A 14,380-nucleotide genomic window follows, 5' to 3' on the forward strand; every position below is an offset into this window, starting at 1 on the left:
TCAAATTTCTTACGAATAAAGTTTGTTTCAGTACAATTCAATATAGCCTCCATCGTTATCCGGAAGCTATTGCCATGATCACCTGATAATTTTCCGAGCCAGCCTCAGGAGATCGTTTGAATAATACATGAAGCCACATGACCCCTAAGCCTTCACGACACATCACTGCATGCGCGCTGCTGGTTGCGCTGGCAGCTGTCTTTGCTCATCAGGCCCAGGCCACACACTTACGCGCGGGAGAGATCACCGTTCAGCGCGACAACTGTACAGGTCTGGTTTTTACCATTACACTCACACTCTATACAAATACAAAAAGTGATGTTCGCGTCGGGGGTGAGGGTGAGATACTATACTTTGGCGACGGCCAATGGGTAGAAGTTCCTTTGATCGAGAATACAACGCGATCCGATCTCAACCCTGACGGCAGTGTCGCTACGGCGACCTATGTAATCCGCCATACATATCCGGGTACCGGCCTGTACACCATACGTTACCAGGAGCCCAATCGTAATCGCGACGTCCTCAACATGGATGCCTCCGTGAACACTCCGTTTTACCTGGAGACACAATTTCTTGTAGACTCATACCTGGGATGCAGCAATTCGCCGCGGCTCCTCGTTGCTCCCATAGATATCGCATGCAAGGGTGCTGCCTTTACTCACAACCCGGGAGCTTACGATATTGATGGCGACAGCTTATCTTATAGCCTCGAGGTTCCGTTCATGGCACCTAACACTACGGTTGTAAATTACAAATCACCAGCAGATCCTAAGTTTTATACTAACTATGAGACCGCCAATGAAGCTGGGTCAGGCAGACCGAGGTTTATTATCAACCCGCTCGATGGAACACTCACCTGGGATGCACCCGGCGCCATAGGAGAATACAACATTGCATTTCATATTACAGAGTGGCGGCGAAAGAATGGCGTGTTGTATAAGATGGGTTATGTCCGGCGCGACATGCAGATCATTGTCGATGACTGCTCAAACAAACGGCCTGACCTTATGATACCAAAAGACACTTGCGTTGTTGCCGGAACAGTGTTGGATGAAACAATCCTTGGCATCGATCCGGATAATGATGCCGTGAAGATAGAAGCGTTCTCGGAGATCTTTAATTATCCGGTGTCTATGTCGCCGGCAACCTATAGTCCGGTTCCAAAAGTAGACGACTTCCGCCCCTCACCGGCAACTACAATTTTTCACTGGCAAACGGACTGCGCTCACGTGCGGGAACAGGCTTATCAGGTCGTATTCAAGATAACCGACAAGCCGAAGAACGGTCCTCATCTTGTTACGTTCAAAACATGGTTCATCACTGTTGTTGCCCCGGCGCCGGACTGGACAGAAGCCTCCCTCAACCTGTCGCAACGACAGGCTACTCTTAAATGGGACAACTATTGGTGTACACAGGCTGAAACCATGCAGGTGTGGAGAAAGATTGATGGTGCTCCTTTCGAACCCGACAATTGTCAGACGGGAATGCCAGCCCTGGGATATGATCTCATCGGCACTGTTGTGTTGCATCCCTCGGGACCGTTATCTGTACCCATCACTGAATTCATCGACAACAACAATAACCTCGGACTCGCGCCGGGTGCGCGCTATTGTTATCGCCTGGTTGCTGTTTTTCCTTCGCCACGCGGAGGCGAGAGTTATGTATCGAAGGATACGTGCGTCGGCCCCATTCTCGCCGACGTTCCTGTCATCACCAATGTTTCTGTTGATCACACCGATATTTCAAATGGCCAGATCAGTGTCAGATGGATAAGTCCGTTCGATGCAAACACTGTTCAGTTTCCGCCTCCTTATCATTATGAGATCTTTCGCTCAATTGGATTCACACGGGGCGAAGATGCAGTTAATGTTTCGCCTCCCGGCAATTTCACCAATACAACGTTCGTCGATAACAATCTCAATACTACTGAGGTCGTGTACAACTATAGCATTAAGGCCTACGCATCGGACGGAACATTTATTGGCACATCTGCCGTTGCCTCGGCTGTGCGCAATGATGCAAATGCTTCCTATCAACGCATTTCTCTGAGCTGGAGCGCAACAGTGCCCTGGTCGAACAAGATCAACACTACACCAAACAAACATCTGATCTACCGCGGTCCGGAGGGAGCAACGGAAGCAGATCTGATATTAATAGACAGCGTCGATGCGAATACGTCGGGATTTATATACCTGGATGAAGGACAATGGAACAAGACGCCATTGGTCGAAAATGAAACTTATTGTTATCGCATCATGACACGGGGTGGCTATGGGAATCCAAAGATCCCTCAGCCGCTCAACAATTTCTCACAGATCATCTGCGCTCAGCCTGGGGATACCATTCCTCCCTGCAAACCCTTGCCCCCAATCCGCAATACGCTTGACTTTGTCGACTGCCAGGACTACTACACTAAATACTGTGATAAAGAATCGTTCAGCAATGTGATCATGTGGAACGCGCCCGGGGAGGCGCCATGCCGGCGCGACATTCGTGCCTATAATGTTTACGCCTCTTCAATAAAAGGAGGAGAGTTCTCACTCATTGCCGAAAATGTCAGAGATACTTTCTTCATAGACAATCACCTGTTATCGTTCGCGCGATGTTATAAGATCGCTGCGGTCGATGTATCCGGAAACATCGGGGAACAAAGTGATGAGCTGTGCATTGACAATTGTCCTTATTATGAGTTGCCGAATGTATTTACTCCCAATAGCGACAATGTTAATGATGAATTCAGCGCATACAGTATTCGTGGCTTCGATTGTGGTGAAGGCGATTGTATCCCGGCAGAGCTGAGATTGAAATGCGCACGCTTTGTACAGACGGTGAACTTCACAGTGTACAATCGTTGGGGGCAGGAAGTTTACACCCAATATGCCCGCGTTGGTAACGATAGCCAGTCCATTTATATAGACTGGAATGGAAAGGATTCCAATCGACAAGACCTATCATCTGGTGTGTATTACTATGTTGCCGAGGTGACTTTCGATTCCGTGGATCCCGCTAACAACACTCAAATGCTGAAAGGTTGGGTCCATTTGATCAGGTGATTTTTGACCTCACAACGGTATGGCTTGTGGTCGGACGGCCCTTTTTATCGCTTTAAATAAAAATATACATCTGATGCTTGCATTTCTGAACCAGCTTGTTGTCCTTTGCATTGTCGTTCTTTAGAATCTTATCACGAAAGACGGAGGGATATGGCCCTATGATGTCTTGGCAACCGCTTCTCAGAAGAATGGTGCCAATTCCAGCCCTGGAAACAGGGGAAGATAAGTTATGAATTAGCGATTGATCAGATCTCAGATATCATCAAAGCTCTTCTGACTTGTCGGAAGAGCTTTTTTATTGCTCCTCCGGCTGCTTCATGGTAAGGTTTTAGTTGACGCACAAAACGCAAAACTTAACCAATTACAATCATGAAAGAGCAAACTAAAATCCTTCAAAGCATTCCGGTTGACCAACTCACAGGCGCAGTATCAGTTCCCATTTATCAAACCACAACTTTCGTACACGACCTTCCTGGTCACCACAAAGGCTTTGACTACACACGTTCCGGCAACCCAACACGACAAGTACTCGAAGAGGTCGTTGCAAAAGCTGAACACGGATCCACAGGCGCGGCCTTTGCCAGTGGCATGGCCGCTATCGACGCAGTACTTCGACTGCTTAGTGCTGGCGACCACGTAATAGCAGGTAACGATATTTATGGAGGAACCTATCGGTTGCTCACAACGCTCGCTCATCGGGCTGGCATCTCAACAACATTCGTCGACCTGCATGATACTGCTGCAGTAAGAAAAGCTATCACGCACAAAACGAAATTACTATGGGCCGAAACTCCCACCAATCCCTTGCTCCGCATCATCAACATCTCTGCATTGGCAAAGGTTACAAAGGAACATCGCATTCTTCTTGCCATCGACAACACGTTTGCTTCGCCTGTTTCTCAAAAACCTTTATTACTTGGTGCCGACATAGTTGTGCATAGCGCAACGAAGTATATCGGCGGACACAGTGACGTAATATCAGGCCTCGTAGTCACGAAAGACGAGCAGATTGGCAAAGACATTCTGTTTATTCAGAATGCATCAGGTGGAGTATTAAGTCCATTCGAAAGCTGGCTGCTCATTCGCGGATTCGAAACCCTTGATCTCCGCGTAAGACAACATTCAGAAAATGCACTTGCTGTTGCAAGATGGTTATCATCATGTCCCGAGGTAGCTGAGGTGTATTATCCAGGATTACCCTCCCATGAACACTATGAACTTGCAAAAGCTCAACAGCGGTACTTTGGCGGCGTGGTTTCATTCCGTTTGAAGAGAGACGACATTGATTCCGCATCTAAGGTTGTCTCGTCAACGAAGATCTTTAAACTGGCTGAAAGTCTCGGCGGCATCAAGAGCCTGATCGCACACCCAACAACAATGACTCATGCTTCGATACCTGTTTCCCGTCATGCTGACTTCGGTATATCGGGTGGACTCATCAGGCTATCGGTTGGTCTCGAAGATGCTGATGATCTCATTGATGATCTTTCGCGGGCCTTGAACGAATTGACTCTCCAAACTCATAACAACACGAAGCATGAAGTATCTATTGGAGCGTAAACACCAGGACCATGTTTTGTAACATCGTCACTTTTTCGAAACGTTTGCATGAAATTACATTAATCGGAGCGAACCGCGCTCCGATTCAAGTCACGATCGACAGTCAGCATGCGTTTTCGTTCAAAAGGTAAAATTTTTCCCGTGTTATAATCGTGTGCGAAGAGAGCCATGAAGGTGCAGGACACCATACACATTCGTTTTCGAGCCCGTGTGCGCGTACGTGACGCTGAATCTAATGCGATTAAGTATTGACCCGTGGAAAAAATTGACGAGGTAAGGTCCTTCATGTTTCTACCTTAATAAAACCTTAAAATTTTGTTTGGTTGCACATCGAAAAACCCCTGGCGCCGAAGTGTACTGAAAAATCGGATACAAGTTGGCGCAACCGATTGTATGATTCGTTGTATACTTGTCGATGACGAGGCAAAGAATCTGGAGAACCTCAAGATCCTTCTCCAGGACTTTTGCCAGAATGTGGAAGTGCTGGCACTCTGCCAGACAGTGGATGAAGCTTTAGTCGCCATCCGATCGCACAGACCCGATGTGGTCTTCCTGGATATTCAAATGCAGCGTGAGACGGGATTCGATCTCCTTACACGAGTCGATCACGTAGACTTCGACGTGATCTTCATTACCGCGTATTCAGAATACGCAATCAAAGCCTTCAGATTCTCAGCTATAGATTATCTTCTGAAACCTATTGACATCGAAGAGCTGAAGCGCGCTCTGACGAAAGTCGAGAAGAAGTCAAACAACGATATGGCTGGCCGTCTCGAACAGCTATTTCAAAATCTGAAATCGAAAAATGGCAATGCGCATAAGATTGCAATTCCCATTGCTGACGGACTGGTATTCGTAAATATTGAAACCATCCTTTATTGTGAAGCTTCCAGTAACTACACGCAGATCTTTCTCAACGATGGAAAGAAGTATGTCGTAAGCCGCACGCTGAAAGAATATGAAGAACTTCTTTCGGAACATGATTTCTTCCGTATACACAATTCATTTGTTATCAATCTCAACGCAATAAAGAAATACGTTCGTGGTGATGGAGGCTATGTTGTGATGAATAACGATGCCACACTTGATGTGTCCAAACGAAGAAAGGAAGCATTCCTCGAACGATTCGGACATTAACAAAGGTCCCACCTAATCAATTTAACCGCCCGGTTAATCAGTTGCGATTCCTTGCCGGCCATCCCGTTGGCAAATTTGGGTAAGGAAAAATCGCAATATGAAAACACTGATACTCGCATTGACTGCAGCAGTAGTCACCCTCAGCGCATCAGCACAGGAAGCAGACACAATTCCCAAGAGGGGAAGCTACCTGTATTATGGTCAGCCATCCATTGAAGATAACTCGATGTTTATTGAAGAGGCTTTCAATCAGGAGGCAGGAATCATTCAGCACATCTCGAATTTTGTGTTCAATGACGGAAACTTCGCCTACAACTACACACAGGAGATCCCTCTAAAGAACGAGAAACATCAATTGAGCTTCGGCGTTTCGTACGCATCGCTGAAGAAACCAACTAACATCACGGACCTCACGCATTCTTACATCACTAATGGTCTGGGTGACATATTCATCAACTACCGTCCTCTTTTGCTGGGCAAGTATGATTGGGCACTTGTTATTCCGCGCTTCAGCCTCATTGTGCCCACCGGCAATTCACGCTATGGGCTTGGCAGCGGCAGCTGGGGTGGTCAGTTTAATCTGGCAGTAACCAAACGTCTTGGCCCCAAAATCACAACGCACTATAACGCCGGATACACCCTGATGACTAAGGCGGATCACTACACGATCACCAGCGACGGTCAGCCCGTATTACTGTACGAAAAGAACATGTCGACAGCAAACGTTGGTATGAGCGCTATCTGGCTCGTGGCGAAGAAATTTAACCTGATGGTTGAATACATCAGCGCCTACGGCAAGGAGATGGAAGATGACGGATTGCTGACGAAGCTGAATACTTCAATCGTTAATCCAGGCTTCCGCATGGCTATCGACATCGGAAACGTCCAGATTGTACCTGGCGTGGGTGTGCCGCTGAACTTTGCCAACGGCAAGTACGAATCTACCGGTGGTTTCATTTACCTCTCCATCGAGCCGGCATATTGACCCACTTGCTCAAAGAAACTCCCCAGTACTCATTTGCGCTATTTCCGGTGCAATGGTTTGGACAATTTTATAAAGAAAAAGACGCAGTTGTATTATGAAGAAGACAATCCTGGTTGTGGATGATTTCGCAAGCATCCGCCAATTTGTTTGCGAAACTCTTGAACGTAAGGGATACGATACCCTGGGTGCTACTAATGGCACCGAGGCTTATACAATCCTCTCTCAAAACCTCTCACAAGTGAATCTGGTACTGACGGACTATAACATGCCCGACTGTACCGGATTCGAACTGTTAAAGAAAATCAAAGGCAATCCGGAAACGTCAAATGTTCCCGTGGTGTTCCTGACGACCGAATCAAACCCGGATAAAATGCGCAGTGCAAAAGAAGCCGGTTTGGCCGCATGGATAAAGAAACCATATCGTGCAGAATCATTTTTCGCACAGATAGAGAATGCCATTGTCAATGGATAGCCATCAGCAGCGTTTTGTTGAAGATGCCCTTGACCTGCTGAACGAGCTGGACGATGGATTAATGCAACTGGAGGCCAACCCTCAGGCTACTTCCCCTCTCGAACAGGTCTTCCGCACAATGCACACCATTAAAGGTGGCGCCAACATGTTTGGCTTCGACCTGATCGGTGAGCTGACGCATCAACTCGAAACGCTCTATGATCTGGTTCGCCAGGGGAAGACTCAAATCACCGATGGTCTCATCAGCATTACACTTCACGCATTCGACAAAGTTCGTGACCTGCTGAAGGAAAAGGAAGTTGAGAAAATCAACAGCTCCGAAGAGCTCAGAGATCATCTCAAAATAGCAGCAAACTTTTTAAAGAACGTAGAAGCAACCTCAACAGTTGATGTACTGTCACCGGCATCTGGAAAGATCCAGAAGGATGAGGTTGTTACTTTTTTTGTTCGGGTCGAACCGGGCATAAGCATGACCGCAGATGGAACTCATCCCCTGGTCTTTATTATCAAAGACCTTGAAGCACTCGGAACTGCAAGAACATTTTTTTACGGGAAGGACAATGGTGACGTTGCGCACTGGGACATCTTTTTATCCACCACTTCCGCGCAGTCTGAGATCGAAAGCTATTTTATTTTCGTAGAAGGCGAATGCCAGGTTACTTATAAAAGACTGTCAGCAGGCAATCTTTTTGAATCAGACGACTTCAGAACTTTTATTGAAGTATTTGCAGACGTTCCCTGCGATGTTTCATCGCTTGATGAATTCGTTAGCAAATTCTCCGCTGTCATCGTGAACAGCGATACAACAGAATACGACGAGGAGCCCATATCTAAAAAGAAGGCGTTCAATGACACCTACATCAAGGTGAGCAAGCGGAAGATTGATGACTTGCTGAACTGGATCAGCGAGCTCATCATTCTTCAGGCCCAACTGGTGAACGCTACCTCTCACATAAACTCCGCCGCGATCACAGACGTGGCGGAGCAGTTGGAGATGATAACAAACCGCCTGCGGGATACTTCGCTTGAAATTGGACTGGTACCTATTGAGACGCTCGTTACAAAATTCAAGCGCCTCGTTCGGGATCTCTCAAAGACATTGAACAAGAAGGTAAACTTTCTTTCTGAAGGATCTGAGACGGAACTGGACAAGGATGTTATCGAATTGATGGCGGAGCCGATGATTCACATCATCCGAAATAGTATAGATCACGGAATCGAGACACCGGAGGAGCGCAAGGCTGCCGGTAAATCTGAATTTGGTACTGTAAAGCTGAAAGCATTTAACAGTAGCTCATACGTCAACATCGTAATCTCCGACGATGGTAAGGGTATTGACAAGGCAATAGTTTTAAAGAAGGCAATCGAGAAGGGAATAGTACAGGCAGAGAACGTGCTTTCGGATGAAGAGATTCTGAATCTCATATTTCACTCCGGCCTTTCGACGGCGTCAAAGCTGTCTGAGGTTTCTGGTCGCGGCGTAGGAATGGATGTGGTGAAGCAAAAGATAAATGAGCTTCGTGGTTACGTCGCGATCGAAAGCACTCCTGGCAAGGGAACTTCAATACATATCAAGCTGCCGCTGTCAAGGTCGATCGTTGAAGGACTTCTTGTAAAGGTTGATGAAACCCGTTACGTGGTGCCCTTGAATGTTATTGATCGTATCGACCGGTTGTCATACGATGTGCTGGACCGTGAGCATCAGGTAAACAAGTCGGTTGTTGTGAATGAAGAGTTGCTGCAGGTGTTTTCAATGCGCCAGAAATTTCACGGTGACACAACGGCTCCAAAAACAACGGACATCATATCGATAACTGTAAACGGAGTGAAGCGCGGTATTGCAGTCGATCGTATCGAAGGGAAGATGCAAACCGTGATGAAGCCATTGGGTGACGCATATAAACAGCAGGACTTTATTGCTGGCAGCACGATCCTTGGCGATGGCACATTGGCACTTGTGCTGGATCCATCAAGACTTTTTCAACTACACTGGAATTAAGGCGATGAAAAACGCAACCAACACTTACCTTACTTTTACGCTCGGCGACGAGAAGTTTGCTATTCCGGTAGATCATGTACAGGAAGTAGTAGAATTCGGACACGTTACAAAAGTTCCAAATTCACCCGAGTACATGCTGGGCATCATCAATCTCAGAGGTAAGATTTTGCCACTGCTTGATACGAAACTTAAGCTCGGATTGCCCGCTACTGCTAAATCGCAGAAGAGCCGCATCATGGTGCTTGACCTGCTGTTAGAAGACGATAAAGGTTTGCAAATCGGCGCTATGGTAGACCATGCGCGCGAGGTTATCGAACTTAACAGCAATGAGATTCAGGACGCTCCCGAATTCGAGGATCTCAAATCAACGGCACCTATTAAGGGCATCGTAAACCGCCAGGGCGACATCACCATGATTATGGATATCGCCAAAGTGTTCTCCACCGCTGAGGTGGCAGAGTTGAATAAGTCACTGAATTGAAACCACACCCAATTTTTTAAATAAAGATGTTCAGCACAATTACAATTCGAAAAAAGCTTGTCATGGCCTTCACAACACTCATCGTGTTGATGGTCGTGATCTTCGCGATTGCGTTTCTTCGCTTTCGCGAAATCAATGTCCGCGTGAATGAAATCACCGACGTTACAGCTCACAAAGTATTGCTTATCGGACAGATCAAGCACGACATTACAGCGATCTCGCGCGATCAGAAAAATATGATCGCCACCGTTGATGATGAAAAGATGGTCAATATCGGTCGCGGTATCGAAAAGACGATCAAGTCAATCAACGAGAACATGCAAAAGCTCGAGACGCTTAGCACAGGCGAGACACTCGGATTAGTTCGTGAGTTAAAGGATATTCTGGATGAGTATTTCAAGATTCAGGATAACATCCAGCGCGTAGCAACACAGAATACTGAGATAAAGGCAGAAGAGATTGCCGACAACGAGTCGCGCAGCGCTTTCCTGAAATCCCTCGCCACGCTGGATTTGATTTCAGCTGAATTAAACTCGAAGGAACTGGTTCGTACGGTTATTGAGTTGAAGCAGGCGGTGTCACAAATCAACTCCATTGAACGGGACATGATCATCGCTAAGACGGACGATGATATGAACAAGCACGTCGCACAGGCAGCGGAGGCTGAGAGAATTGTTGAACAAACTATGGGGCAATTGGGCCTTAAGCTCACTGGCGACGCGAAGTCGATCTTCGACAAGTTTGAGACACAATATGCTTCGTACTATAACTATCATTTGCAGGTACGCAACCTGGCGAAGACGAACTCAGGCGGCAAAGCTGAAGAAATCTCCGTGAACGAGGGCGAGCGTGTAGATGATCAGGCCGACGAAGTGATTGGAAAGATTTACGAGATCATCAATCTGCAGTTGGAGAAGGATCAGACCGACATGGACGAAATGTACGACAGCGTTGTCGTAACGATGATCGTAGTAATCCTGGTAGCAATCGTGCTTGGTGTACTTATCGCAACATGGCTGTTGAAAGATGTAACAAGCTCCCTGAGCATAGCCACTGACGCAATTAAGAAGGTTGCCGCAGGTGATTTCTCTGCAGACGTGAAGCAGGACAAGAAGGACGAGATCGGACTGATGTTGTTCGAACTTCAGAATATGATTGAAAAACTGCGCGCCAGTGTAAATGTGGCGAAGCTGGTATCGAAGGGTGACCTTACAATGGACTTTGGGTTAATGAAGAATAAGGGTGGAGATCTGGATGAAGCGCTGGAGGAGATGGTTAACAATCTAAGGGAGATTGCTACCACCATCTTCAACGGTGCTGAAAATGTGTCGGGCGCTTCTTTCCAGGTTGCCTCTGCTTCACAGCAAATGTCACAGGGTGCACAGGAGCAAGCCAGCGCATCTGAAGAAGTTTCATCATCGATGGAACAGATGGTTGCCAACATTCAACAGAATACCGACAACTCACGTGAAACTGAGAAGATCGCCAATAAAGCTGCTAAAGATATTCAGGTGAGCAGCAGCGCAGTATCTGATACAGTGGAAGCAATCAAAACAATTGTAGAACGCATAGCGATCATCGAAGAGATTGCATCGAAGACTGACCTGCTTGCGCTTAACGCAGCCGTTGAGGCAGCACGCGCTGGCGAGCACGGTAAAGGATTTGCAGTTGTAGCGGCAGAAGTGCGCAAACTTGCAGAAAGAAGTCAGAAGGCGGCAGCTGAGATCACGGAGATTTCATCTAAGACTGTAAAGTCTGCCGAAGAGTCCAAGCAATTGCTTATCGATACCCTTCCGGATATCAAGAAGACAGCTGAACTCGTTCAGGAAATTGCTGCAGCATCCGTTGAGCAAAACACTGGTGCTGATCAGGTCAACGGCGCCATACAGCAACTTTCAACTGTAACACAAGGCAATGCTTCCGCTGCAGAACAAATGTCGTCGAATGCAGAGGAACTTAGCAGCCAGGCCGAAGAGTTGAAAGCTGCAGTAAGCTACTTCAAACTTGATAGTCGTGCACGTGCTGCGAAGAAGACGCAACGACCTGCCGGTATGAAACGTCCTCATGCAAAGGCACAGTTGGCCGATGCACACGAAGGCAAAAACGGGCATGTAAACGGATTTGACCTGAAGCTTGCTGACGGTCCTTCTGATTCCGACTTTTCAGAATTCTAAAAGCTTTTAAGAATCCATTAAGCGAGCTTCCGCGCTGCTGATTGAGGGGTCAACTCGGAGGTGCTGTGAAGTCGCTTATTGGATTCTGTTCATCTTTAATACCTGGTCTAGCGTGAGTGTTGATAGTGTGATGATGAGTGCGCCTCTGCGCATGGATGACGAAAGTTTTAATCGACTCAGTACTTATGTTACCCGGGAATACGGCATCAAGTTGCCGCCAGCAAAAAAATCAATGCTGGAAAGCCGGCTGAACAAGAAGGTTAGAAGTCTTGGTCATTTGTCCTACAAAGAATTCCTTGACTTCATACTTTCTGAAGAAGAGGCCAGTGCCGAGCTGTTGCAGGTGATCGATCTGATCACGACCAACAAGACAGATTTTTTTCGCGAACCTGCACACTTCCAGTTTCTCACTGGACAATTTCTTCCTTCGTACATCAATGACTTGAATCGGAGATCATTGAAGATCTGGTCTGCCGGCTGCTCAACTGGTGAGGAGCCTTACACCATTATTATGACGTTGGAGGAGCTGAAGAAGAGGCAGCCTGATTTTACGTATAGTGTACTGGCCAGTGACCTGTCGACGCGTGTTATACAGGCTGCGTATCAGGGCATTTATGAAATTGAAAAGACAGCGCCAATACCGTTGGATGTGAAGCGCCAGTATTTTCTCAGGAGCAATACGAACGCAAACCTGGTTCGCATTAAGCCTGAATATCGAAAGAAGGTACAGTTCCGAAGGATCAACTTCATGGACGATGAGTTTGGATTGCTGAAGTCGGACCTGGACGTGATCTTTTGCAGAAACGTTTTGATATATTTTGACAAGGCTACCCAGGAAACCGTCATAAAGAAATTCTGTAGCCACCTGCGTCCAGGAGGACTTTTGTTCCTCGGTCACAGCGAATCCATAATCGGAATGAATCTTCCATTGATACAGTTGAGACCAACTGTTTACAAACTCATGGAGTGATTGCCGCCAGAAGACACACGGTATTTCCTGGGCAGTTTATTATCACAACGGTGCCTATGCTGGTTTTCACGGTATTGGGCTCCTGCGTCTCCGTTTGTCTGTGGGATAAACGTTCGAAAGTGGCAGCCATGAATCACTATCTGTTGCCAGGATCGTCAGAAGACCACACTGGTGATGCAAACCGTGGATATTTATCCATTAATTTGATGGTTCGCTCATTAAAAAACCGAAAGGTAAATTTGCGCGATGTTGAGGCGAAAGTCTTCGGAGGCTCTAACTCACTATATAAGGAGAAAGACATTTATAAGATCGGTGAGCGCAATGTTGCCATGGCGCTCGAACTGTTGAAGCAATATGGCATCAGTGTTGTAGCGCACCACGTGGGAGGGGAGTTCGGCCGTAAAATTGTCTTCAATACGGCTACCGGGAAAGTACGCATGCGACTATTGAAGAAATCGACGATTGAAGTAAATGAAGAAATCGATAAAGGTTTTAGTTATTGATGACTCTGCGCTTGTGCGTCAAACGCTCACGGATATCATTAATTCTGATGAGCAGCTTGAGGTTGTGGGCACAGCGGGAGATCCTTACTTCGCAGCACAGAAAATACGTTCGTTCATTCCGGACGTCATAACACTTGATGTCGAAATGCCGCGCATGGATGGGTTGACATTTCTCAAAACCCTCATGGCGCAGTATCCTATCCCGGTGGTGATTATCTCAAGCCTTACTCAAAACGGAAGCCAGCTGGCACTGCGGGCCCTTGATCTGGGAGCAGTTGAGATCGTGGCAAAGTCGGAGATCAGAAGCACGAAGGAGCATCTTGAGGAATCACGAATCCGGATTACGGATGCCATCAAGGCCGCCCATATGGTGCCGCTTAAGCGAAAGCCCATAACAACGGAACGGCTGGAGCATTCGTCGGCAAAAAAGGCCGAGTCGCGTACACTGAATCCTTCTTTAGACCAGACTACAGATAAAATTATTGCAATCGGCGCCTCCACAGGTGGCACCGAGGCACTCCGTTATTTCCTTAAACAGGTTCCTGCAAACCTGCCAGGCATTCTGATAACACAACATATGCCTGCAGGTTTTACAAAGTCTTTTGCAGACCAACTGAATACCATTTGTGAAGTTACCGTAAAGGAAGCTGCGGACGGAGAACGCGTCATGCGCGGTCACGCTTATATCGCTCCGGGAGGTAAACACATGGAACTGTACCGAAGTGGCGCCAAGTATTTCATCAGAATACGAGACGGTGAGTTGGTAAACAGACATAAACCGTCAGTGGAAGTGTTGTTCAATTCGGTGGCACATCACGCAGGTAAAAACTCCGTTGGAATCATCATGACCGGAATGGGTCGTGATGGAGCTGAAGGCTTGCTGAACATGAAGGAAGCAGGAGCAAAAACGATTGCTCAGGATGAAAGCAGCTGTGTGGTGTTCGGCATGCCAAAGGAAGCGATCAAGCTGGGTGCTGCCAGCCAGGTACTTTCGCTCGAAGAAATCAGCAAACGGGTGTCCGCCTTTTTTTAATAACTTCCTGCGA

The 14,380-nt window shown here is 47.1% G+C and carries 11 protein-coding genes and 1 riboswitch; all 11 genes read left to right on the forward strand.

Annotated elements, in window-relative coordinates; all coding sequences use genetic code 11:
* Window positions 1–137 precede the first annotated feature (137 nt).
* The gene (locus tag WBG78_RS03455) at window positions 138–3,053 is read left to right on the forward strand and encodes a gliding motility-associated C-terminal domain-containing protein (protein ID WP_337324971.1); all 2,916 of its coding nucleotides are present in this window, start codon (window positions 138–140) and stop codon (window positions 3,051–3,053) included.
* A 125-nt stretch (window positions 3,054–3,178) separates the two neighbouring features.
* Window positions 3,179–3,282: riboswitch (SAM riboswitch) on the forward strand.
* A gap of 140 nt (window positions 3,283–3,422) precedes the next feature.
* Window positions 3,423–4,613 carry a trans-sulfuration enzyme family protein gene (locus WBG78_RS03460; RefSeq protein WP_337324972.1) on the forward strand — a complete coding sequence of 397 codons (1,191 nt, stop codon included), beginning with the start codon at window positions 3,423–3,425 and terminating at the stop codon, window positions 4,611–4,613.
* A gap of 393 nt (window positions 4,614–5,006) precedes the next feature.
* Complete coding sequence (locus tag WBG78_RS03465; protein WP_337324973.1) at window positions 5,007–5,750, forward strand: LytR/AlgR family response regulator transcription factor; 744 nt, start codon at window positions 5,007–5,009, stop codon at window positions 5,748–5,750.
* 97 nt (window positions 5,751–5,847) lie between these two features.
* Window positions 5,848–6,735: a transporter gene (locus WBG78_RS03470; RefSeq protein ID WP_337324974.1), complete on the forward strand. Its 888-nt coding sequence runs from the start codon at window positions 5,848–5,850 to the stop codon at window positions 6,733–6,735.
* Window positions 6,736–6,829: 94 nt separating this feature from the next.
* Window positions 6,830–7,207 (forward strand): response regulator, encoded by a 378-nt coding sequence (locus tag WBG78_RS03475; protein WP_337324975.1) that lies wholly within the window; start codon window positions 6,830–6,832, stop codon window positions 7,205–7,207.
* The gene (locus tag WBG78_RS03480; RefSeq protein WP_337324976.1) at window positions 7,200–9,206 is read left to right on the forward strand and encodes a chemotaxis protein CheA; all 2,007 of its coding nucleotides are present in this window, start codon (window positions 7,200–7,202) and stop codon (window positions 9,204–9,206) included. Before WBG78_RS03475 ends, WBG78_RS03480 begins: the two co-directional genes overlap by 8 nt.
* A gap of 4 nt (window positions 9,207–9,210) precedes the next feature.
* Entirely contained in the window at window positions 9,211–9,687 is a 477-nt protein-coding gene (locus WBG78_RS03485) for a chemotaxis protein CheW (protein WP_337324977.1), read from the forward strand.
* Window positions 9,688–9,713: 26 nt separating this feature from the next.
* The gene (locus tag WBG78_RS03490) at window positions 9,714–11,861 is read left to right on the forward strand and encodes a HAMP domain-containing methyl-accepting chemotaxis protein (protein WP_337324978.1); all 2,148 of its coding nucleotides are present in this window, start codon (window positions 9,714–9,716) and stop codon (window positions 11,859–11,861) included.
* Window positions 11,862–11,973: 112 nt separating this feature from the next.
* Complete coding sequence (locus WBG78_RS03495; RefSeq protein WP_337324979.1) at window positions 11,974–12,831, forward strand: CheR family methyltransferase; 858 nt, start codon at window positions 11,974–11,976, stop codon at window positions 12,829–12,831.
* A gap of 56 nt (window positions 12,832–12,887) precedes the next feature.
* The gene (locus WBG78_RS03500; RefSeq protein ID WP_337324980.1) at window positions 12,888–13,334 is read left to right on the forward strand and encodes a chemotaxis protein CheD; all 447 of its coding nucleotides are present in this window, start codon (window positions 12,888–12,890) and stop codon (window positions 13,332–13,334) included.
* Window positions 13,303–14,367 (forward strand): protein-glutamate methylesterase/protein-glutamine glutaminase, encoded by a 1,065-nt coding sequence (locus WBG78_RS03505; protein WP_337324981.1) that lies wholly within the window; start codon window positions 13,303–13,305, stop codon window positions 14,365–14,367. Before WBG78_RS03500 ends, WBG78_RS03505 begins: the two co-directional genes overlap by 32 nt.
* The last annotated feature ends 13 nt before the right edge of the window (window positions 14,368–14,380 follow it).

It is taken from the genome of Chryseolinea sp. T2 (genome assembly GCF_037203685.1).
Lineage (GTDB): Bacteria > Bacteroidota > Bacteroidia > Cytophagales > Cyclobacteriaceae > Chryseolinea.